General features: G+C 67.8%; 23 protein-coding genes, 2 tRNA genes and 1 pseudogene. 20 read left to right on the top strand and 6 right to left on the bottom strand.

Annotated elements, in window-relative coordinates; all coding sequences use genetic code 11:
• Positions 1 to 600: pseudogene (locus CFB18_RS12630) on the bottom strand (RNA-guided endonuclease TnpB family protein); the annotation flags it as partial.
• Between the two features lie 402 nt (positions 601 to 1,002).
• Between CFB18_RS12630 and CFB18_RS12625 the strand changes: the two are divergent.
• The 14 genes from CFB18_RS12625 to CFB18_RS12560 all read left to right on the top strand — a co-directional run bounded on the left by CFB18_RS12625 (position 1,003) and on the right by CFB18_RS12560 (position 12,640).
• Positions 1,003 to 1,938 (top strand): ring-cleaving dioxygenase, encoded by a 936-nt coding sequence (locus tag CFB18_RS12625; protein WP_088572154.1) that lies wholly within the window; start codon positions 1,003 to 1,005, stop codon positions 1,936 to 1,938.
• Between the two features lie 64 nt (positions 1,939 to 2,002).
• Complete coding sequence (locus CFB18_RS12620; protein ID WP_088572153.1) at positions 2,003 to 2,515, top strand: luciferase domain-containing protein; 513 nt, start codon at positions 2,003 to 2,005, stop codon at positions 2,513 to 2,515.
• Positions 2,512 to 3,402 carry a VOC family protein gene (locus CFB18_RS12615; protein WP_088572152.1) on the top strand — a complete coding sequence of 297 codons (891 nt, stop codon included), beginning with the start codon at positions 2,512 to 2,514 and terminating at the stop codon, positions 3,400 to 3,402. The genes CFB18_RS12620 and CFB18_RS12615 overlap by 4 nt, the downstream gene beginning before the upstream one ends.
• A 62-nt stretch (positions 3,403 to 3,464) precedes the next feature.
• Positions 3,465 to 4,067 (top strand): DsbA family oxidoreductase, encoded by a 603-nt coding sequence (locus CFB18_RS12610; RefSeq protein ID WP_088572151.1) that lies wholly within the window; start codon positions 3,465 to 3,467, stop codon positions 4,065 to 4,067.
• Between the two features lie 24 nt (positions 4,068 to 4,091).
• Positions 4,092 to 4,421 carry a hypothetical protein gene (locus CFB18_RS12605; protein ID WP_088572150.1) on the top strand — a complete coding sequence of 110 codons (330 nt, stop codon included), beginning with the start codon at positions 4,092 to 4,094 and terminating at the stop codon, positions 4,419 to 4,421.
• 13 nt (positions 4,422 to 4,434) lie between these two features.
• A complete protein-coding gene (locus tag CFB18_RS12600) occupies positions 4,435 to 5,496 on the top strand; it encodes an LLM class flavin-dependent oxidoreductase (RefSeq protein WP_088572149.1) in 1,062 nt (353 codons plus the stop codon).
• A 177-nt stretch (positions 5,497 to 5,673) separates the two neighbouring features.
• A complete protein-coding gene (locus CFB18_RS12595; RefSeq protein WP_088572148.1) occupies positions 5,674 to 6,078 on the top strand; it encodes a DoxX family protein in 405 nt (134 codons plus the stop codon).
• Positions 6,079 to 6,161: 83 nt separating this feature from the next.
• The gene (locus CFB18_RS12590) at positions 6,162 to 6,749 is read left to right on the top strand and encodes a class I SAM-dependent methyltransferase (protein WP_088572147.1); all 588 of its coding nucleotides are present in this window, start codon (positions 6,162 to 6,164) and stop codon (positions 6,747 to 6,749) included.
• A gap of 10 nt (positions 6,750 to 6,759) precedes the next feature.
• Positions 6,760 to 7,656, top strand: a complete 897-nt coding sequence (locus tag CFB18_RS12585) for a DsbA family oxidoreductase (protein WP_088572146.1) — start codon at positions 6,760 to 6,762, stop codon at positions 7,654 to 7,656.
• Positions 7,657 to 7,715: 59 nt separating this feature from the next.
• Positions 7,716 to 8,318, top strand: coding sequence for a DUF488 domain-containing protein (locus CFB18_RS12580; RefSeq protein ID WP_200808214.1), 603 nt, complete (start codon positions 7,716 to 7,718; stop codon positions 8,316 to 8,318).
• Between the two features lie 21 nt (positions 8,319 to 8,339).
• Positions 8,340 to 9,728, top strand: a complete 1,389-nt coding sequence (locus tag CFB18_RS12575) for an MFS transporter (RefSeq protein ID WP_088572144.1) — start codon at positions 8,340 to 8,342, stop codon at positions 9,726 to 9,728.
• 37 nt (positions 9,729 to 9,765) lie between these two features.
• On the top strand, positions 9,766 to 10,524 hold the full coding sequence (locus tag CFB18_RS12570) for a MerR family transcriptional regulator (RefSeq protein ID WP_088572143.1): 759 nt from the start codon (positions 9,766 to 9,768) through the stop codon (positions 10,522 to 10,524).
• Positions 10,525 to 10,551: 27 nt separating this feature from the next.
• A complete protein-coding gene (locus tag CFB18_RS12565) occupies positions 10,552 to 11,997 on the top strand; it encodes a sensor histidine kinase (protein ID WP_088572142.1) in 1,446 nt (481 codons plus the stop codon).
• On the top strand, positions 11,966 to 12,640 hold the full coding sequence (locus tag CFB18_RS12560) for a response regulator (protein WP_088572141.1): 675 nt from the start codon (positions 11,966 to 11,968) through the stop codon (positions 12,638 to 12,640). Before CFB18_RS12565 ends, CFB18_RS12560 begins: the two co-directional genes overlap by 32 nt.
• Here CFB18_RS12560 and CFB18_RS12555 read toward each other — a convergent pair.
• Entirely contained in the window at positions 12,635 to 13,351 is a 717-nt protein-coding gene (locus tag CFB18_RS12555) for a prolipoprotein diacylglyceryl transferase family protein (RefSeq protein WP_088572140.1), read from the bottom strand. The two genes, CFB18_RS12560 and CFB18_RS12555, sit on opposite strands and share 6 nt — an antisense overlap.
• Positions 13,351 to 13,896 carry a peroxiredoxin family protein gene (locus CFB18_RS12550; RefSeq protein WP_088572139.1) on the bottom strand — a complete coding sequence of 182 codons (546 nt, stop codon included), beginning with the start codon at positions 13,894 to 13,896 and terminating at the stop codon, positions 13,351 to 13,353. Before CFB18_RS12550 ends, CFB18_RS12555 begins: the two co-directional genes overlap by 1 nt.
• A 156-nt stretch (positions 13,897 to 14,052) precedes the next feature.
• Here CFB18_RS12550 and CFB18_RS12545 point away from each other — a divergent pair, with 156 nt between their 5' ends.
• The 3 genes from CFB18_RS12545 (at position 14,053) to CFB18_RS12535 (ending at position 17,930) form a co-directional block, all read left to right on the top strand.
• Positions 14,053 to 15,882 (top strand): DUF2207 domain-containing protein, encoded by a 1,830-nt coding sequence (locus CFB18_RS12545; protein ID WP_159461748.1) that lies wholly within the window; start codon positions 14,053 to 14,055, stop codon positions 15,880 to 15,882.
• 26 nt (positions 15,883 to 15,908) lie between these two features.
• On the top strand, positions 15,909 to 16,451 hold the full coding sequence (locus CFB18_RS12540) for a TFIIB-type zinc ribbon-containing protein (RefSeq protein ID WP_088572137.1): 543 nt from the start codon (positions 15,909 to 15,911) through the stop codon (positions 16,449 to 16,451).
• A 228-nt stretch (positions 16,452 to 16,679) separates the two neighbouring features.
• Positions 16,680 to 17,930 carry a hypothetical protein gene (locus CFB18_RS12535; protein ID WP_088572136.1) on the top strand — a complete coding sequence of 417 codons (1,251 nt, stop codon included), beginning with the start codon at positions 16,680 to 16,682 and terminating at the stop codon, positions 17,928 to 17,930.
• Positions 17,931 to 18,011: 81 nt separating this feature from the next.
• Here the strand turns inward: CFB18_RS12535 and CFB18_RS15425 are convergent, their stop codons facing one another.
• Complete coding sequence (locus CFB18_RS15425) at positions 18,012 to 18,788, bottom strand: response regulator transcription factor (protein WP_159461747.1); 777 nt, start codon at positions 18,786 to 18,788, stop codon at positions 18,012 to 18,014.
• A 163-nt stretch (positions 18,789 to 18,951) separates the two neighbouring features.
• The gene (locus tag CFB18_RS12525; protein ID WP_088572135.1) at positions 18,952 to 19,674 is read right to left on the bottom strand and encodes a rhomboid family intramembrane serine protease; all 723 of its coding nucleotides are present in this window, start codon (positions 19,672 to 19,674) and stop codon (positions 18,952 to 18,954) included.
• A 148-nt stretch (positions 19,675 to 19,822) separates the two neighbouring features.
• On the opposite strand from CFB18_RS12525, the gene CFB18_RS12520 reads away from it, so the two are divergent.
• Together CFB18_RS12520 and CFB18_RS12515 are read left to right on the top strand one after the other, a co-directional pair.
• Positions 19,823 to 19,913, top strand: a tRNA-Ser gene (locus CFB18_RS12520).
• A gap of 16 nt (positions 19,914 to 19,929) precedes the next feature.
• A tRNA-Ser gene (locus tag CFB18_RS12515) sits at positions 19,930 to 20,021 on the top strand.
• Positions 20,022 to 20,068: 47 nt separating this feature from the next.
• Here the strand turns inward: CFB18_RS12515 and CFB18_RS12510 are convergent.
• Positions 20,069 to 20,599, bottom strand: coding sequence for a 3-isopropylmalate dehydratase small subunit (locus tag CFB18_RS12510; protein ID WP_088572134.1), 531 nt, complete (start codon positions 20,597 to 20,599; stop codon positions 20,069 to 20,071).
• 122 nt (positions 20,600 to 20,721) lie between these two features.
• Here CFB18_RS12510 and CFB18_RS12505 point away from each other — a divergent pair, with 122 nt between their 5' ends.
• A complete protein-coding gene (locus tag CFB18_RS12505; protein ID WP_088572133.1) occupies positions 20,722 to 21,258 on the top strand; it encodes a DUF4058 family protein in 537 nt (178 codons plus the stop codon).
• The last annotated feature ends 2 nt before the right edge of the window (positions 21,259 to 21,260 follow it).

Below are 21,260 nucleotides of genomic sequence, written 5' to 3'. Positions count from 1 at the left end.
CTCACTGGTGGAGGTCACGAAAGCCGTCAGATTCCCCTCATGGCTGTCGATCCCGATCACCCCCTCCGGCTCATAGGGGATGGGGTCGGGGAACTTGAGGGGGATGGAGAGGGAGTGGGCCGTCAGGGTTGGCTCCCCCATCTTCGCCCGCCCTGCCTTCCACTCGTCCAGCAGCCGGCGATACTTGTGATGGGGACGGAAGGTGAGGACGATGGGATCTGGATCGTGAGGGGAGAGAGGGAAGGTCAGGGTCAACGTCTCCCCGTCCCACTCGATCCGCAGCAGATCCCGGCGCACATAAACGAAGGGCCGCCGGATCTCCGGCTTTTGAAGCTGGGTTTTCCCTTTTCGCTGGCGGTTTCGGAAGGAGTGGACGACGGCGGCTCCGGCGCGGACGGCGGACTGCACCCAAACCGAGTGGAGATCCGGATGCTGATCCCGCAGGGAGGGGTAGAGGGCTTTGATGAGGGTGAAGGTGGCGGTTTTGCCGTTTTCCAGGGCGTAGTCGACGGCCTGCCGCTGGATGTCGGCGCAGGCCTCCATCAAAGCGCGGATCTTCGGATGCTCCTCGAATCGGAATCGCAGGCAGACCGTCGGCATCGTCGCCGCCTCCGCGATCATGATCACCCTGTCCGCCGCGCGGGGGAATGACGGATCCAACTGTGCAACTCCTACCATTATAGCAGGTGGTCCCTCTGGGATTCTGGGAAAGGGTTCTGCGTATCCGATCATCACGCCTTCCATCCCAACCGGATTCATCCCTCATCCTCATCGGTTGGATGTTGCTCCGTTTATGAACGACCTGCCGCTGACCATCCTCGAGCGGAAGAACCTCGACGACGAGCAGGCCTCCGCATCCGTGTGATCTGGCACACCCAGGGGTCAGGCCATGCGGATCACCTAAGGGCCACCGCCCTTCGCCATGCCCTTGACAGGATCCCGGGTCGAGGATATACTGAAGATCGAACTTAAATCTAAAGTGAGATTTAGATTAAGGTGGGCGTGGAGGGGATTCAGGGGCTTCATCACGTGACGGCCCTGGCGGGGGATCCGCGGGGGAACCTGGGGTTCTACCGGGAGGTCCTGGGGTTACGGCTGGTCAAGCGCACGGTGAACTTCGACGACCCGGGCGCTTATCACCTGTATTACGGGGATGCCCTGGGCCGGCCGGGGACCTTGCTGACGTTCTTTCCGTGGCCGGGGGCGCGCCCGGGGCAGGTCGGTGCGGGGCAGGTTGCGGTGACTGCTTTCACCATCCCAGCGGCCGCCATCGGTTACTGGCAGGAGCGGTTGCAGGCCCATGGGGTCGCTGTGGAGCGCATCGCTCCGCGTTTTCAAGAGGAGGAGGTGGTCCTGGGGTTTCGGGACCCCGATGGCCTGGCCCTGGAGCTGGTCGCCCATCCCCGGGCGGAGGAGCGTGCGGGCTGGCCGGATGGGCCGGTTCCGCTGGATGCTGCGATCCGAGGCCTTCATGCGGTGACCCTTCTGGAGGCCGTTGGGGAGCCCACGCTTCGTTTCCTGATCGAGGGAATGGGGTTCCGAGTGGAGCGGGAGGAGGGGGATCGGATCCGCCTGCAGGTCGGCCCAGGGGGTCCAGGGGCGTGGATGGATCTCTGGATCGATCCCCGGGCCTCCCGGGGTCGCGTGGCGGTGGGGACGGTGCATCACGTGGCCTGGCGGGTTGCCAACGAGGCGGATCAGGGCGCTTGGCGGACCCATTTGCAGGCGTGGGGGCTTTATGTCACCCCGGTGATGGACCGGAAGTATTTCCGCTCGATCTATTTCCGGGAGCCCGGCGGGGTGCTGTTCGAGATCGCCACGGATCCGCCCGGGTTCACGGTGGATGAGCCGCCGGAACGTCTGGGGACGGGCTTGATGTTGCCGGACTGGCTGGAGCCCCAGCGGGGCGAGATCGAGCGAGCGCTGCCGCCTCTATGAGGTCTCTTAAAGCCAACGGCCCATGGATGGACCAAAGGGCAAGCTGAGAAAGGGAGGCAGAGCGATGGATCGCCTGGAGGATCTTCCAGCGCGCACGGGGGAGCGGCCGTTGACGCGCCGCTCGATGCCCCACCAGCAGCTCACCCAGAACGCCCCTCGGGCACTGCAGGAGGCGCTGTTCGAACGGGCGCGGGCCCTGCCGGGCGTTCGGGTGGCCCCCAGTCGGATCTCCGTGCCCGGAGCCCGGGCGTTTTACCTGGACCCGGAGCGAGCGCAGGGCCCGGCGGAGGCTTTTGTGTTCGGTTATGAGTTCGCCCATCTCCATCCCCCTTACGATGGAAGCCTGCATCTATCGCTGCCGCCGGAGCTGGCGGAACGCGTGGTGGAGCGCGGATGGGGGGAATTCCACCCTCTGGTCGCCCAGGGGGTGTTGCCCCCGACCTATGTGATGGTATATGGGCCGCGGGACGAGGCGGAGCTGGAGGTGGTGTGGCGGATCCTCCAGGCCAGCTACGCTTTCGCGCGCGGCGAAGAGGTGGAGTCGGTCCAGGCCCAGAAAGGAGATCGAAACGCATGAGGGAGCGCATCGGGTTACCCGAGAATACCCATATCGGTGGGGTTCACCTTCAGATCCGAGACCTGGGGCGGTCCCTGGCCTTCTACCGGGACCTTCTGGGGTTCCAGGAGGTCGGGCGGGAGGGAACTACCGTGCTCCTGTCCGCGCCGGGATCGCGATCCCCGTTGCTGGCGCTGACGGAGCGTCGGGACGCCCGGCCGAAGCCGCCGCGGACGACCGGGCTGTATCACGTGGCCATCCGGGTGCCGACGCGTCGGGATCTGGCCCGGGTCTTTCGGCGCCTGATTGAGGCCGAGTGGCCGTTCCATGGGTTCTCCGACCATGGGGTGAGCGAGGCCCTCTATCTGCCAGACCCCGACGGCAACGGCCTGGAGATCTATCGGGATCGGCCCCGGGCGCAGTGGCCGTGGCGGGAGGGGCGGCTGGCGATGGTGACCCGCCCTCTGGATGTCGAAGGGCTGCTTCAAGAGGGCGCCTCCGAGCCGTGGAGCGGGCTGCCGCCGGAGACTGACATCGGCCACATCCATCTGCACGTGGCGGATCTGGATGAGGCGGAGGCGTTTTACAGCGGGATCTTGGGCCTGACGGTGACGCAGCGGGACTATCCGGGGGCGCGCTTCTTCGCCGCCGGGGGTTACCACCATCACGTGGGGACGAACACCTGGGCCGGCCGGGGCGCGCCTCCGCCGCCTCCGGACGCCGTGGGACTTCGGGCCTTCCGCCTGGTGGTCCCGGACGAGGAAGCGTGGCAGGGGATCCGGGAGCGGGCGCGCCGCGCCGGACGGCTCGTGCTCGAGGGTTCCCCGGCGTTCTTCCTGCGCGATCCCTCGGGGAACGGGGTCTGGGTGAGCCGGGGGGACGGTTTCGAGGGGGAGCCCCCTGAATAAGGGAGAAGCGCGCGATGGTGCGGGTGACGTTCTACCACGATGTGCTTTGAGTCTGGTGCTTCCTGGCCTCGGCGAGGCTCCGAAGGGTGGTGCGGGAATTCGCAGGACGGGTGACGGTGGAGCACCGTTGCTTCGCCCTCGCCCCGGACCCGGAGGCGATCTCCCGGATCTTCGGGTCACCAGAGCGAGGGAAGGCGGAGATCCTGACCCACTGGGCGGCGGCCCGCCGGCATCCGGACGGAGAGGCCATCCATGTGGAGGGGATGCGAAGCGCCTCGTTCCCTTACCCGTATTCCATGCCCGGCTTGAAAGCGTGCAAGGCCGCGGAGCTCCAGGGCGGGCCGGAGGCCCACTGGGATCTGTTCGATCGGGTGCAGCGGGCCCACGCTGTGGAAGCCCGTAACATCGCCGACTTCGAGGTTCTACGGGATTGCGCCCGGGAGGTGGGCCTGGATCTCGAGCGGTGGGAGCGGGATTTCCGAAGCCCGGAGGTGGAACGACGGGTGCAGGCGGATCTGCAGGAGGCCGCACGGCGGGGGATCCACGCCGTCCCCACCCTGATCCTGAACGATCGCTGGGTGGTGCAGGGGGCGGTGCCCGAGGAGTTCCTGCGGTGGGTGATCGCGGATCTCTTGGCGGGGCGGGATCCGAGCCGCCGATCCTGATGCCAGATCCCGGAGGGAGGCCGTATGGCGCATTACCTGGTTCGTGCGCGGCTTCGGCCGGCGCTGGCGGGGGAGCTTCACCAGCGCCTGCGAAGGGGAGAGTTCCGCCGGCTGCGGCCCTTCGGGGAGGCGCTGACTTTCTCGCTGGAGAACGCCCGGCTCGACCCCGCTACAGGGGAGGCCGTGTGGGAGGAAGAGGATTACTGCTCCCCGCCGCTGGCGATGGAGCGGGAGGCGGTCCTCGACCGTTATTTCGAGGACCTGCGGGTGGAACGGGTGGCAGAGGGGGAGGGCTGGCGGCGGATCGCGGCGCTGCCCTCCCTCTGGGGGTCCGGTGGGACGGAAGCGGGTTGAGGCCGGAGGTCGGATGGAGATCGGGATCTACAGCTTCGGGGAGCGGACGGTCGATCCAGAGACAGGTCAGCTCCTCTCCCCGGCAGAGCGCATCCGGCGCCTGCTGGAGGAGATCGCGCTGGCGGACGAGGTGGGGCTGGATGTGTTCGGCGTGGGCGAGCATCACCGACCGGACTACGTGGTCTCCGCGCCGGCGGTGGTGCTGGCCGCGGCGGCCGCCCGCACCCGGCGCATCCGGCTGACCAGCGCCGTCACCGTCCTCAGCTCCGACGACCCGGTCCGCGTCTTCCAGCAGTTCGCCACCCTCGACCTGATCTCCGGGGGGCGGGCGGAGATCATGGTGGGGCGGGGCTCGTTCATCGAGTCCTTCCCCCTGTTCGGCTACGACCTGGAGGACTACGACGCCCTCTTTGAGGAGAAGCTGGATCTGTTGCTCCAGATCCGGGCCGCCGAGCGGGTGACCTGGTCGGGGAGGTTCCGGCCGCCCCTGCGGGATCAGGGGGTCTACCCCCGGCCGATCCAGGACCCGCTTCCGATCTGGGTGGCGGTGGGGGGGACGCCGGCGTCCTTCGTCCGGACCGGGGTGTTGGGCCTGCCGCTGATGTTGGCCATCATCGGGGGCCGGCCCCGGAATTTCCTCCCTTTGGTGGATCTGTATCGGGAGGCAGCGCGGCAGGCGGGGCACACGCCGAAGCTGGGGATCGCCTCCCACGGCTTCCTCGCCCCGACCCGGCAGGAGGCCATGACACTCGCGGTCCCTGCCTTCCTCGCCCAGATGAATCGCATCGGGCGGGAACGCGGGTGGCGCCCCCTGACCCCGGATTACTTTGAGTTCAGCCGGGGACGGGAGGGGGCGGACTTCATCGGAAGCCCGGAGGAGGTGGCGGAGAAGATCCTTTATCAGCACGAGCGGTTCGGGCACGAGCGGTTCCTCCTCCAGCTTACGGTGGGCACGCTGCCCCATCGGGCGGTGCTGCGGGCCATCGAGCTCTTAGGCACCCGGGTGGCCCCGGTGGTCCGCGCCGAGGTGGCGCGGCGGGCCTCGACGGCCGTTCCCGGCACGGTGGGCCGCTGATGGGAAGCGTCTGGCCGGAGGGAGGGAGAACGTCATGGATTGCGGGTCGCACAGGAGGCAGGAGGAGCCCGGGCGGGTCGCGGCGGCGACCCCGCTCGGGGGGAGCGCGGCGTCGATCGCCGGCGTTCCCCCCGGGCGATGGCCCGGATCTTCATCCCATCCTCACGGAGGTGTCCTATGGAGATCTTGTTCCTGATCGGGCGGATTATCGTCGGCCTCTTCTACCTGTTCAACGCGGCCAACCATCTGATCATGGGCACGGAGCAGATGACCCAGTATGCCGCGTATAAAGGGGTGCCCGCGCCCCGGCTGGCGGTGATCGTCTCGGGGATCCTCCTGCTGATCTCCGGCCTTAGTTTCCTGCTGGGGGTGTATCCGGGCATCGGGGTGCTGAGCGCGGTGCTGTTCTTCCTGCCCGTGACCTTCAAGATGCACAACTTCTGGGCGGTGCAGGATCAGCAGCAGCGCATCATCGAGATGGTCAACTTCAACAAGAACATGGCCCTGATGGGGGCGGCGCTGATGTTCCTCCTCATCGAGCGCTGGCCCTTCAGCCTGATCCCGAACCTCTGGCCGTTCTGAGCACGGCCGCCCGGGGGCCCGGCCCCGAAGGATCCGGGCCCCCGGGGCGTTGATCTCAGAGGAGGAGGTTGAGGAGGTTGAGAATGAGGTGGCTCCCGGCGATCGAGGGATGGCTTCCTTCTCGCCGTCCGCTTCGTGTCCTGCTCATCGGTTGTGGGGAAGGGGAGGAGGCCGCTGCGCTGGCCGACCGCCTGGGAGGGCCGGGGGTCGTGCGGATGGTGGGGGTGGACCTGGATGAGCTGGCGTTGGCGCGGGCTCAGGCGCGGGTGCCCTGGGCCCGGTTCCGCTGCGCCGACGCCGCCACCCTTCCGCCCGGCTGGGAGGGCGGCTTCGATCTCATCGTGATCCGCCGGCCGGACCTCCTCGCCCAGCCGAGCCGCTGGCAAGCGGTCTTCGCCCGGCTGCCGGGGCTCCTGGCCGCCGACGGGCGTTTGATCTGCACCACGATCTCGGCCGTGGAGGCCCGATGGGTCCGGCGCGAGCTCTCGGAAGCGGGCTGGAGCCTTCTCCACGAGGAGATCCATCCCGAGGTCCCGGAGGAGGTGGCCTGGCTGGTGGCCGCGCCCCCTGCGGAGCCGGAGACGTCTTCGGAGACCCTGGAAATCCTCCCGGCGGAAGAGCCCGGCCTCTGGTGTGATTGGAGCACCGGACGTTGCGGACCGATTGGGTGAGGAAGAGGGGATGGCGTCGCGGGTGGAGGTCACGTATTTCACGGACCCTTACTGCTCGTGGTGCTGGGCCACCGAGCCCATGCTCTACCGGATGCGGGAGACCTTTCGGGATCAGGTGCGGATCCGGTATGTCATGGGCGGGCTGGTGCGGGACATGGCCGAGTTCTACGACGCCCTCAACGATATCCGCACGGCCGCCCAGGTCGTCCCGCACTGGCGGATGGTCTCCCAGCGCTCGGGCCAGCCCATCGATGAAGGGCTGTGGCTGGAGCTGGACGATCCCCATTTCTCCACGTGGCCGGCCTGCATCGCCGTCAAAGCGGCCTTTCTGCAGGGGGAGGAGATCGGGGAGCGGCTCCTGCGGCGGTTCCGGCGAGCTGCCCTCACCGAGCGCCGCAACATCTCCCAGCGGGAGGTCCAGGAGGAGTTGGCCCGGGAGGTAGAGGGGTTGGATCTCGCACGCTGGCGGGTGGATCTAGAGAACGGACGTGCGGCGCGTGCGTTCGAGGAGGACCTGGAGGAGTGCCGGCGTTACGGGGTGACGGGGTTCCCCACGCTGCTTTTCCGGTACGTGGGGTCGGTGGCGGTCCCGGGCGCCCAGCGACCGGTCCTCGTGGTGGGCCACCGCGCTTATGCGACGTATCGGGAGGTCCTCCGCCGGCTGGCTCCCACCCTGAAGGAGCATCCCCCGCGGGCAATCGAGGAGCTGCTCCGGATCTACGGGCCGCTGACCACCCGGGAGCTGGCGGAGATCTACGGGAGGGATCTTCCGGGGATGCGGGAGGCCATGGAGGCCCTGGAGCGGGAAGGGCGAGCGCGACGGATCCCTGTCCCGGGCGGCGAGTTTTGGGCGTCGCCGACCGCTTCTCCGGAACCCGCCGAATCGGATCCCCGGCTCCAGAATTGACAGAACCGGTCCGCCCCGGTGACAATCGACGTGGCCCTCGGCCGCGTGGAGGGAGCGGAGTGCCCACAATCTGGACAGTAGGGCATTCGAACCGGCCGCTGGAGGAGTTCCTGGAGCTCCTCCGGATCCACCGGGTGGAGTGGGTGATAGACGTGCGGCGGTTTCCGTCCTCCCGGCGGCATCCCCATTTCCGCGGAGATGCCCTGGCGGTGGCCCTGGCCGCCGTGGGGATCGGTTACCTTCACCTGCCGGAGCTGGGCGGTCGGCGCGCCCCGCGGCTGGACTCCCCCCATATCGCTTGGCAGACGCCGGGGTTCCGCGGCTATGCGGACCACATGGAGAGCGAGGAGTTCCAGCGCGGGCTGGAGCGGGTGATGGAGGAGGCCGGGCGCGCCCGGGTCGCGCTCATGTGCGCGGAGCGGTTCCCGTGGCGCTGCCACCGGCGGCTCATCGCCGACGCCCTGACGGTGCGAGGGTTCCAGGTGGAGCACATCCTGGATCAGGAGCGTTGCGTCGGGCATTCGCTTCCTCCGTGGGGGTGCCTGGAGGGAGGGCGGTTGCTTTACGCCGGGCCTTCCAACCCGGGAGGGAGGCAGATGGAGTTGCTTCCCGAGGGATCCGCGCGCATCTCGCCGAACCCTCTGAAGGGTGAGGAAGGCTGAGAGGAGGCATCGCCACCCGCCATGATCACCTCCGCCGTCGTATCGCATCGGATTCGGGTCACCGCGGGCCTGATCTTGGGCCTGTTCTTGGCGGCTCTGGAAGCGACGGTGGTCGCCACGGCGATGCCCCGGGTGATCCGGGAGCTGGGCGGGGTGCAGCTCTACAGCCTGCCCTTCGCCCTCTACCTGTTGATGGCGACGGTGTCCGGGCCGATCTGGGGCCGCGCCTCGGATCTGTATGGCCGGCGGCGGCTGTATCTGGCGGCAGTGTTGATCTTCCTGCTTGGCTCCGCCCTGAGCGGGGCGGCCCGTTCGATGGGGATGCTGATCGCCACCCGCACCTTGCAAGGCCTGGGGGGAGGGGGTCTGCAAACCCTCACCTTCACCCTGGTGGGGGAGCTGTATCCCCTGCGGGAGCGGGCGCGGGTGCAGGGCTGGATCAGCGGCGTGTGGGGGTTCTCGGCCCTGGTCGGTCCCCTGATCGGGGGACTGATCGTGGATCACTTCTCATGGCGCTGGGTGTTCTACCTGAACCTGCCTTTTGGGATCGCAGCTCTGCTGCTGGTGGGCCGTGGCGTGCCGGAAAGGGTCGGCCATGAAGCCCCGCGGATCGATCTGAGCGGGGCCGCTCTGTTCACCTTGGGGGCCGGGGCGCTGATCTACGGCCTGGAGCTCGAATCCCCGGGCGCGCTGATCGTGGCGGCGCTGTCCCTGATCCTTTTCGTCTTCGTGGAGCGGAGTCAGGAATTGCCGCTGCTTCCTTTCCCGGCGCTGCGGCGGCCTTTCGCCTTCCGGGGATTCCTGGGCAATCTGCTCGGCGGCATGGCCTTCTTCGGGATGACCGCTTACATCCCGTTCTTCGTGCAAGTGGCCCGTGGCCAGAGCGCCACGGTGGGCGGATTGCTCCTCTCCCCGATGACCGTAGGCTGGACCGTGAGCAGCGTCCTGGCGGCGCGGTGGCTGCCCCGCTGGGGGCCCCGGCCCATGGCCCGCTGGGGTCCCCTCGCGATGATGGCGGGGTTCGGCCTGTGGGCGCTGGCGTGGCGGGCCCCGTTGCCGGTCCTGGCCCTGGCCGGCCTGATCGTCGGGGCGGGGATGGGGACGGTGATGCTGGCCCTCCTGGTGTGCGCGCAGGAGGAAGCGCCCCGGGAGGTTCTCGGTGTGGTCACCGCCATGCTGCTCTTCGCCCGCAACATCGGCGGGTCCATGGGAGCGGCGGCGATGGGTGCCGCATTGGGTCCGGCGCTGGCCGCCGGTGGGGAGGTTTTGCTCAACGCCTTCTGGCGGGTTCCCGCCCTCGCCCTGGTTCTGGCCATCGGGATCCTGTTGATCGGGCGGGGGGTTCCGGATCTGCCTGCTTCCGAGACCCCAGAGATATCGGAACCCATTGAGGTCCGTGCGGTGGAGTGAGCGGGGAGAAGGGCCATAGGACAGGGAGCGAAAGGGGATGCGTCACGAGGAAGAGCGAAAGGAAGCGGAGCGGACAGAGCGGCTGTGGACGATCGGGGAGGTGGTTGCGCATCTGCGATGCCGCTTCCCGGATGTGACGCCGAGCAAGCTCCGTTATTGGGAGAAAGCGGGTCTGATCCGGCCCCGCCGCACCCACGGCGGGCACCGGCTGTATTGTCCCGGCGACGTGGAGCGGCTGGCCCTGATCCTGAATCTGCGGGCCCGTCATCGGCTCCCCCTCCCGGTGGTGCGGGCGATGCTGGATCGCCTGCAGGAGGATCCGGCGCTGAGCCCGGAGGCCCTGGAGGCGCTTCTGGAGGTGTTCCGGGAAGAAGGCGTGGAGGGGTCGGCTTCTCTGACCGCAGAGGAGGCCGCGCAACGGGCGGGGATTTCCCTGGACCAGCTCCGTCGCATGGAGGCCATGGGCCTGCTCCCGGACGGGGAGTCCGGAGGGGAGCGTCGTTACGGCCTGGAGGACGTGGCGCTGATGCGGGTGGTGCGGGATCTGGAGGCGATGGGCATCACATGTCGGGACCTTGCCTTTTACGTGCGGCTGGTGCGGGCTCAGGTGCGCCACGACGTCGCCCTCTATGCGCCCCTCGTGGGCGATCTGGCCACAGACGTCGAGCGCATCGGGCGGTTCCGGGAGCTCCACCGCCGCATCCAGGCCCTGACCGGGTTGCTCTATCGGAAGTATGTGCGCCGGGCCCTGATGCGCCGCTGGCTCCGCCGGTCCATCCGCTCCGGCCGGACCTGAAGGCCACGCCCATCCGAGGTCGGGCCCATGCGGGAGGCACTTCAGGCTTTTTTCGAAACCAATCGGATCATCGTCTATTCGGTCTACGGCCAGGTCTTCTTCACCACAGGGGTGATCCTGGCCATCCAGAGCCTGCGGCACAGCCGGCTGCGGCTGGCCCAGGCCCTGCCCTGGCTGGCCCTCTTCGGCGTCCTCCATGGCTTGCATGAATGGGGCGATGTATTTATCCCGATCCAAGCCACTTATCTTCCCTCTTTCCTGGTGCAGTTATTGCACATCGCCCAGGTCTTTTTGCTCGCTCTTTCGTTCCTCTGTCTGTTTCAGTTCGGGATCAGCACCCTGGGCCCGCTTCCTCCGCGGTGGCGGTGGGCGTTCTGGGTCCCCACCGGGGTGTTCCTGATCTGGTTGCTGGGGCCTTTCTACGTCGGCCTGACGGTGATCCCGGAGATCGAGGCGTGGCATCGGGTGGCGGGGGCCACCGCTCGCTACAGCTTGGGGCTGCCCGGGGGGCTGATCGCCGCTTACGGGCTGCGCCTCCACGCCCATCGCCACATCGCCCCGCTGGAGCTTCCCCACATCCTGCGCACGCTGCGCGTTGCCGGCCTGGCGATGGCCGGCTATGGGATCGCAGGGGGCCTCTTCGGGCCGGTGGTTCCTTTTTTCCCGGGCAACCTCCTGAACGAGATGACAGTGTTCCAGACCGTCGGCATCCCCATGCCGGTCTGGCGCTCCCTGTTGGGCCTGATCCTCCTCATCGCCCTCCTGCGGGCGCTGGAGGTGTTTCAGGTAGAGGTCGACCGGCGGATCGAGGAGGTAGAGCGGGCGAACATCCTCACCCTGGAGCGGGAGCGGATCGGCCGGGAGCTCCACGATCGGGTCCTTCAGCAGATCTACGCCGCCGGCCTGCTCGTCGAGGCGGTGCGGGAGCATTGCGGCTGGAACCCCAAGGTCGGCCCCCTTCTGGAGGAGATGCTGCTCGCGCTGAACCGGGCCATCGAGGACGTGCGTCTCTACATCGCGACCCTGCATGGGATGAGCCAGCCCGGCCACTTGCGGACGTTGCTGGAGGAGATGGCGAGGGATCCTCGTTTCCGGAGCATGCTGGATGTTGAGGTGCGTCTGGACATCCCGGACCTGCTGCTGGAGCCGGAGCAGGCGGCCCATCTGGCGGCCATCCTGAGCGAGGCCTTCAGCAATGTCCTCCGCCATGCGCGGGCCCGACGGGTCGTCTTGGAGGCGCAGGTGAAGGACGACCGTCTGCGCATCGGCGTGCGAGACGACGGCGTCGGGATGCGCCCGGATCACCCGGTGGGGATGGGATTGCGCACCATGCAGGAGCGGGCCCGGCTGCTGGGTGGCGTCCTGCGGATCGAGAGCGCGCCCGGACAGGGGACGACGGTCTGGCTGGAGCTGCCGATGGCGGAGAAGGGGCGACGTCTGGATGAAGCGCCTGCGCCTGCTGATCGTGGATGATCACGAGGTGGTCCGGCTGGGGCTGCGGTTGCTGCTGCAGAACCGGCCGGAGTTCGAACTGGTGGGCGAGGCGGAGAGCGGGGCCCAGGCTCTGCGCCTGGTGGAGCGCCTGCGCCCGGACTTGGTGATACTGGATGTCCGCCTGCCCGATCAGGATGGGGTGGAGGTGTGCCGGGAGATCACCGCGCGTTTCCCGGAGACTCGGGTGCTGATCCTGACCGCCTACCCGGATGAGGAGTTCATCGTGCGGGCTATCGAGGCAGGGGCCTCCGGCTATGTGCTCAAGCAGGCAGGGAGCCGGGAGCTGATCGAGGCCCTGGAGGCGCTGGCCCGGGGGGAGGCGATCCTGGATCCCACCATCACCCGCAAGGTCCTGGAGCAGTTCCGCCAGCGATCCCGGGCCACCCGGGAGGAGGCCTTCAAGGACCTCACCCCACGAGAGCGCCTGATCCTGGCCCGCATCGCGGAAGGGAAAAGCAACCGGGAGATCGCCAAGGAGCTGTTCCTCACCGAGAAGACGGTGCGCAACTACGTCAGCATCATCCTGGACAAGCTGGGCGTCTCCAACCGGGTGGAGGCGGCCGCCTACGCCCTCAAGCACCGCATCCACGATTTTCTTAAGGAAGAAGACAGCGCTTCATGAAGGGGTGGCGGATCCCTCTTGTGTCAGGCCGGAAAGCCCCCACAGGCCGAGCAACATCCCGCCCAGGGCGACGGTTTGCAGGATCGGAGAGCCGGCCCCGAACCCCTCTGTGAACCAGCGGACGGCGCTGTAAAGGGTCAGGGCGAGGAGGAACGCGCCGCCCGGGGCCCAGGGTCGCCGCCGCAGGCGTTCCCACAGGAACAAGGCGAGGGCCCCCAGCGCGGCCTCGTAAAGGGGGACCGGGTGGCGCTCGCCGCCGCCCAGGGCGGCCAGGAGGGGAAACGCCGTGGCCTTCCCGTAACGCAACCCCTCCGCCCAATCCCCCAGCGCCCAGGCGATGGCCAGAACCAAAACGAAAGGGGCCAGGGTGTCCAACCCGGTCCGCCAGGGGACGCGACGGACGCGCCACCGCCAGGCGATCCAGGCGCTCATCCCCAGGAGCCCGGGAAGCGGGGCCAGGAGGGGGTCCGTGGGTCGGAGGAGGTAGATCAGGTCGAGCGGAGAGGGGATCCCATAAGGGAGCAAGGCCGCAAGGCGGGCGATCAGGTATCCGATGACCAGGCCGCCCAGGGCGTCGGCGGCCGGCGCGGCGCCGATCCCTCGCCGCCGGCCCTCCCGCTCCGCCAGGGCCAGCCCGATCCAGACCCCTATCAGGATGAGGGCGGGTCGGGTAGGTAGCGTCAGGGGGCCGAGGGGGAGGACCGGGAGCATCAGCGCGCCCCCTCTGAAAGCAGCGTCCGTACGCGGGCTTCGATAGCGGCCTCGCTCATCGGCCCACCCACCACCACCTCGCGGATCGTCCCCTGCGGGTCAATGAAGAACGTGGTGGGAAGGGCGGTGACCCGGTAGCTCCGGTTCGCGTCGCCGAAGGCATCCAGGAGGATGGGGAAGGTCAGCCCGTAGCGTTGCCGGAAATCGGCCACCGCCTCCGGGGCGTCGCTGAACGTGGCGTTGATGGCGATCACGATCAGGCCGCGGTCGGCGTAACGGGCGTAGAGGCGCTGGAAGGCAGGCATCTCCGCCCGGCACGGCGGGCACCAGGTGGCCCAGAAGTTCAGCACCACCGCTCGCCCTCGCAACCGGGAGAGGGTCAGGGTCTCCCCTCCCAGGGTCGGGAGCGAGAAGTCCGGCGCGCGGTAGCCCGGCTGCGGCGCCTCCCGGACGGGGAGCCCGAGCGCCCCGCTCCGGCTCCATCCGATCCAGGCGATGCCGATCACCGCGGCCAGCCCGATCCCCAGGAACCACCGGTATCGCATCCGACCTCCTCTCTGCGCTTCGAAGTCTCATCCATGTTAGATGCAGCGGGGGCGGGGCGGTGACCCGGAGGCGATGCGTGTAAAATGGGCCGGGGCGATTGCGCGCTTGAGGCGAGGAAAACGCTCCCCCGATTCCCGCAATCGAGGAGCGCGTCCATGCGGGTTCCCCTGCGATGGGTGTCCGGCATCCTGATCATGCTCCTGGGGCTCTTCGGGCCCGTGCCTGGGCTCCGTGCCCAGTCCTCTTCTCTGGTCGCGGAGCACTTCGACGTCGAACTCCACGTGCGGCCGGATGGGACCCTGGAGGTGGTCGAACGTCAGGCCATCCGGTTCCTCGGGACGTTCCGTCGGGGCTTCCGGGAGATCCCCCTCCGACGCACCGAGGGGATCACTATCTTGGAGATGGGGGAGGAGGGGTATCCCTATCGCCGCGCCTCGACCGGGGAACCGTTCACCTACACCGTGGAGGAAGGGGTCGAGGCCGTCACCGTCCGCTGGTTCTTCCCGCCGACCACGAACGCGCGCCGCACGTTCTATCTCCGGTATCAGGTTCGCGGGGCGATCCGGCGCTACGCGGCGGGCGATCAGCTTTGGTGGAACCCGCTGCCGGCCGAGCACGCTTACGAGATCCGTGAGAGCACGGTGACTGTGTATCTGCCCCCAGGAGCGATCGCGCAGCGCATCGCCGCCTACGGCCCGGCCGATGGGATCGCGGAGGAAGGCGGGCAGGTGGTTCGATTTCAGGCCCGGCGCCCCCTCGCCCCCGACGAATCCTTCGAGGTCCGGGTTCAGTTCCCCCATGGGATCCTCCCGCCGGAGCCCCCCGCGTGGCAGGTCTGGGAGGATCGACTCCCGCTGTATAACCTGGCGTTGCTCATGGTCGGGCTGTTCGTGCTGGCGGCCGGGCCCGCGCTGGCCGTAGGGGTCTGGGCGCGATGGGGGCGGGATCCTTACGTCGGGAGCGGGCCGGATTTGCTGACGGAGCCTCCCTTCCCGGATCCTCCGGGGCTGGTGGGGGTGTTGCTGGACGAGCGGGCGGATCTGCGGGACATCCTGGCGACGGTGGTGGATCTGGCTCGTCGAGGGGTGTTGACCATTGAGGAGATCCGGGAGGGCTTCGCCCGGGATTTCCGGCTGCGGCGGACCGGATCGGAGGCGGCGCTGCAACCCTTCGAGCGGTTGCTGATGCAGGCGCTGTTCGATGGATCCACGGAGCGGCGCCTGCGGGATCTGCGGCACCGGTTCTTCCGGCGGCTCCCGGAGCTGGAAGCGGCCCTCTATCGGGCCGTCGTCCAGGCAGGGTGGTTCTCCGCCCGTCCGGATCGCGTGCGGGACGCCTATCGGATCCCGGGTGTGCTGGCGGGCGGGCTGGCGGTCCTGACAGGGATCCTGGCCGCGCAGGAGAGCGCCCGGGGGCTGTGGGGGATATGGGCCATCGCAGTCGGGCTGGGAGGGACTGCGCTGGCCTGGTTGCTGATCGCCCCGCATATGCCCCGGCGGACCCGGAAGGGGGCGGAGCGGGCGGCTCAGTGGCGGGCATTCGCCCGGGGTCTGCGGGCGCTCCGGAAGATGGCGCCGGAGGAGGCCTCTGCCCGGCTGGAGCAGTATCTTCCCTACGCCATCGCCTTCGGGAAGGAGCGTCGTTTCCTGCGCCAGTGGCAGGAGATCGCCCCGGACCTCCCGCCGCCTCCCTGGTATCGCCCGTGGATCCAGCCGACGACTCCTGGGGCTTCGGGACGGGTGCCGGGGCATGCGGCGCCGCTTCCTGTGGAAGGGGGACCAGGTGTGCCGTCTCTCGATGATCTGGCCTCCTCGCTGACCGGGAGCCTCAATGCGTTCTCCGAGGGGTTAACGGCGATGCTGAACACCGCCGCTGACACCTTCGTCAGCCGTCCGCCATCGGAGCGGGGTGGGGGAGGGCGCTGGAGCGGAGGGGGGAGCTTCGGCGGGGGCGGGGACGGCGGCGGCCGCAGTGGGTTCGGCTAAGCGCGATCTTCATGAGGAGGCGGAGGATGCATCCGCGGACGATGCAGACGCTGGGAGGGATCCTGAGCGGGACGGGGTTGTTTCTGATCCTGGCCTTCGCAGGGTTTCTGCTGATCCAGTGGTCCACGGGCGCCCTCACGCCCGGCGGGCTCGGCATCGGGGTTTTCCTGATCTTGGTCATCTTCTCGCCGCTGATCGGCCTGGGGGTTTACCTGTGGCGCCGGGGAGCTGTGGAAGCACAGGAGGCAGAGGCGGCAGAGAAGCAGCGCCGGCTGCTGGGCATGATCCAGGCCCGGGGGCAGGTCTCGCTCCCCGAGATCGCCCTGGAGCTCCGGGCCACCCGGGATCAGGTGCGGGCGTGGATCTACGATTTGGTGCACATGGGCCTGTTCTCCGGTTACGTGAACTGGTCGGAGGGGGTGCTCTACTCCGCCGAGGCTGCTGCCCTGCGGGACGCTGGCCAGTGCCCTCGCTGCGGGGGCGCCCTGGAGCTGGCTGGCAAGGGCGTGATCCGCTGCCCCTATTGCGGCACCGAGATCTTTCTGTCCGGCGCCGGGGCGCAGCCGTGAACAACGACTTCGCAAAGGTTCGCAGTGAAAGCCGCTTCGATAACTCTGAACCTCTGGTTCTCGATGGCGCAAGGGTCGCGGCTGAAGCCGCTCCTACGAAAGACGGTTTTGTAGGAGCCCTGACACCCTGTCTTACGTAGGGAGCTTTCGCGCCAAACCCTCGTTCTTCGAGATGGGGGGGGTTCGCGGCTAAAGCCGCTCCTAATAGATATGATCCCGGAGGTGCGGATGGCGGTGCGGGCGCGCACTTTGAAGGAAGCGCTTAACCTGTTCGACCCGCGGGTTCCCCTGGCGGGGCGGGCCTTGGCCGCCTATTACGTTGAGCGGCCGGACGTCCCCACCCTGGAGCTGAAGGCTTATCTGGAGGCAATGGATGAGCCGGTGAAGGTCCTGTTCTCCGGCCACCGGGGGAGCGGCAAGAGCACCGAGCTCAACCGCCTGAGCGGCCTCCTGAAAGGGCGCTTCTTCATCGTCCATTTCTCCGTGCTGGAGATCCTCAACCTCACGGATCTCACCTACGTGGACCTGATCCTGGCCATCGCCCTGCGGCTGCTCCAGCAGGCCACCGATGAGCGGATCCTGAAGGGGCGCAAGCGGGGGCTGGTCGGAGTGGGGATGCTGGAGGACCTCTACCGCTGGTTGACCCACGAGATCGTCGAGGAGGAGATGGTCCGCCCCTCCCGGGAGGCCTCGGCCGAGGCGGCGCTGAACCTGCTGGCCCTGAAGCTGGAGGGGCGGGTGAAAACCGAGAGCAGCACCCGCCGGATGGTCCGGGAGCGGGCGGAGCTGCGGCTCTTCGAGTTGGTCTCCCGCACCAACCTCCTGATTGAGGAGATCCGCTCCAACGCCCGCCGGCCGGTGCTGGTGATCGTGGAGGATCTGGACAAGCTCGCCTTCGAGCGGGCGCTGGGGCTCTTCTTAAACCATGCAGCCCTGCTGGCGGAGCTGCGCGCCCACATCCTGTTCACCTTCCCCATCACCCTGCGTTACGCCCGGGAGTTCCTGCAGATCCGCAGTCATTTCAGCGAGCGTTTCTTGATCCCCAACGTCATGGTTTATGACCGCCACGGTCAGCTGCGGCCGGAAGGTTACCGGGTGATGCGGGAGATCGTGGAGCGGCGGATGGAGCCCTATCTGATCGACTCGGAAGCCGTCGACCTGGCCGTCCGCATGAGCGGAGGGGTTCCCCTGACCCTCATCCAGCTGCTTCAGTCCGCGATCCTCCACGGCCTGGCGATGGGGCGGGATCGGGTCGGGCTTTCCGAGATGCAGGGCGCGGTGATCCAGCTGCAGAACGATTACCGAGGGACGTTGCGGCCGGAGGATTACGGGGAGCTCCGGGGATATCACCGCACGCGGGCGTTTGTGAACAACGAGCGGACCCGGGAGTTCCTGGCCAACTTGAGCCTCCTCGAATACAGCGATGGGGAGCCCTGGTGCGATGTCCATCCGATCCTGCTCCCCCTGCTGGAGGCGTGAAAGCCTGGGGGAAGAGCCCTATGCATCCTCCCGCGGGCTCCGCTCGATCCGGCCCGCTCCAGGCTATCTCCCTCGCCCGGGTCAACCGTTCAGCCGGTAGCCGTAGCGACGGACCGTCTGGATCCAGCGGGGGCGATGCGGGTTGGTCTCCATCTTCTGGCGAAGGTTCCAGATATACCAGCGAAGGGCCTGGATGGATCCCTCCTGGGGTCCGCCCCAGACGGCCGTGAGCAGTTCGTTGATGGAGACCACCCGCCCGGCCCGTTCCGCCAGATAAAGGAGGAGGGTGTATTCGATTGGGGAGAGCTCCAGTAGGCGTCCCTGGAACCATACCTGGCGCCGCTCCCGGTCGATCACTAGGGCGCCATCCCCCAGCCGGATGGAGGCCCCTTCGATCGGAGCCGCCTGGCGCACCCGCCGCAGGATGGCCTCCGCCCGGGCCAGGAGCTCCTCGACGGCGAAGGGCTTGACGATATAATCATCGCCGCCCAGGACCAGCCCCCGCACCCGCTCCGGGATCCCCTCTAGGGCCGTCAGGAACAGGATGGGCACTGTGGAGACCTGGCGGATCCGTCGGCAGACCTCCCAGCCGTCGAGGTCCGGGAGCAACACATCGAGGATCACCAGGTCGGGGTTATGCTGATCGAAGAGGAGAAGGCCTTCCCTTCCGGTCTCCGCGGTCAAAACCTCATAACCTTCCTGGGTCAAGGCACGGGCCAGCACCTCCCGCAGAAGCAGATCGTCGTCGATCACCAGGACCTTCGCTTTCTCACTCATGGGCGGAACGCTCCCCCCCAGATGGATCGATTGGGTGTGGATCACGAACTCCCGCTCCGGATACCGGCCTCGATCTTCCATGGAATACTCCTCCGGATTTCGGATCGACTCGGATTGAGCGGAAGTCCCCGGTGCCCTTTCGGGCGCGTGACTCAGAGCCCGGAAAAACCCCAGGTTCGCATTTTGATTAGAAATTTTATTCGCTTTAGGGCTTGGTGGGAAGTGGGAGGCTCCCGGCGCCTCGCTACCATCGATATGGATCGTAGAAGTCATAGGGAAGCATCGGGCGGGGGCGCTGGGGTCGGGCGAACAGGCGGACCAGGAGGTAGCCGGCCACGAACCCGCCGATATGGGCCCACCAGCCGATGCCGCCGACGGAGGGGCTGGCAGTGGTGATGGCCGCCATGCCATTGATGAATTGCAACAGGAACCACATGACCAGCAGCAGGGCGGCGGGGACCTCGAAGAAGCCCAGGCCGAAGAAGAAATAAGGGGCCAGCACGGTCACCCGGGCTCCCGGATAGAGCACCAGGTAGGCGCCCAGCACCCCGGCGATGGCTCCGCTGGCCCCGATCAGCGGCACCCGCGAGCCGAAGAGGACCAGGGTCTGGATCAGGCCGGCGATGACCCCGCAGAGCAAGTAGAAGACCAGATAACGCAGGTGTCCCATCCGGTCTTCCACGTTGTCCCCGAACACCCACAGGTAGAGCATGTTGCCCAGGATATGGGCCCATCCCCCGTGCAGGAACTGGCTGGTGATCAGCGTGACCAGCCAGAAGGGATCGGCCTGCCCCAGCAAGGCTCCCCACACCCGCACCGGCACCGCGCCCCAGGCGAAGAGGAAACGATCCAATGCCCGAGGAGGCATGGACAGCTCCAGCAGGAAAACCAAGACGTTGACCAGGATCAGGGTCCAGTTGACGATCGGGATCGTGCGGCTTCGCGGACTGTCGCTGATCGGGATCATTCGAAGTTCCCGGCCGAAAGGTCAAGATCATTATATCCGAAGCGGGGGATTTGGAAAGCTCTCTCCGTTCGAGGCGGAGAGGAGACGCGCTCTGCGGGTGAGGCGCCCCGGCTTGACGGGGCGGCCCAGGTCGGGCATAATTGCGGATGGAGGGATGGCCGAGCGGCTGAAGGCGGCGGTCTTGAAAACCGCTGGGAGGCCTGAGCGCCTCCTCGGGGGTTCGAATCCCCCTCCCTCCGCCTGAGGGCATCGCCCGGAGGGGTGCCGGAGTGGCCTAACGGAACCGCCTGCTAAGCGGTGGGGGGTGCGAAAAGCCCCCCTCGAGGGTTCGAATCCCTCCCCCTCCGCCTGGTGGATCGGGCGGGACCCTCTGCCAGGTCCCGCCCGGTTCGTTTCAGTCGCCGCCCGCTCCGCCGATGTTTTCCGGGGGGAACGGCAGGCCCAGCCGGCGGCAGAGCATGGGGAGCAGCCCTCCGGCCTCCAGGATCTCCCGGATCGTGGGGGAGAGGGGCGGGAAGGGGAAGCTCCCCGCGCGACAGCGGATGCAGTGCGCCTCCAGGTCGATCTCGATCTCCTCCCCGGGCTCGATGGCCTCCACCGCCTCCGGGCAGACGATGGGCAGCAGGCCGTGGTTGACGGCGTTGCGGAAGTAGATGCGGGCGAAGGATTTGGCGACGATCGCTCGCACCCCCGCGGCCTTCAGGGCGACCACCGCCTGCTCTCGGGAGGAGCCGCACCCCCAGTTCCGCCCCGCCACGATGATGTCCCCGGGCCGCACCTCGCGGGCGAAGCGCGGGTCGAGATCCTCCAGGGCATGGCGGGCCATCTCCGCCGGGTCGGTGATTGTATACGTGTATTTGCCCGGGAAGATCACATCGGTGTTGACGTGGTCCCCATATTTCCACACACGTCCTCGCAGCCGCATCGCTGATCCCCTCCTGACCCACCGGGATCTCCGTGCCTCTCACTGACGCTGAAGGGCGGATCCGATACAATGGAAGCGCGTATAGGTCCGAACGCCGGTGATCCTTCCATAGGCCGACGGTAGTGGAAGCCCTGGTGGAGCCTGAGATCCGGGATGCCTACCTGGAGATCCGGGACGCCCGCACGCATCAGGTCGTCACCGCGATCGAGGTGTTGTCGCCGGCCAACAAGGTGAAGGGATCGCGGGGACAGCAGGCCATGCAGGAGAAGCGTCGGCTGCTCCTGCAGGGCGGCGCCAACTGGCTGGAGATCGATCTGCTCCGGGCGGGGAGCCGGCCGGAGCCGCTGGCCGGGCGCAGCGATTACGTGGTCGCCCTCTACCGGCCGCAACATCCCGGCCTGTTGGTCTGGTTCATCGATCTGCGGGATCCCCTGCCGGTGGTGGCGGTTCCGTTGCGGCCCCCGTTCCCGGATGCGCCGCTGGACTTGCAGAAAGCCCTCGACGAGGTTTATGAACGCGCTCGATATGCGGAGCAGATCGACTACACCGGGCCGATCCCGCCCCTGCCGCTCCCACCGGCGGATGCGCAGTGGGCGCAGGATCAGGTCCGGCGCTGGCTGGCGCAGCGGGCGACGCATCCGGGCCCTCCGGCTCCCTAAGC

Source organism: Thermoflexus hugenholtzii JAD2 (assembly GCF_900187885.1).
Classification (GTDB): domain Bacteria; phylum Chloroflexota; class Anaerolineae; order Thermoflexales; family Thermoflexaceae; genus Thermoflexus; species Thermoflexus hugenholtzii.
Note: the sequence above shows the minus strand (reverse complement) of the source record. Positions and strands in the feature narration are given on the sequence as shown.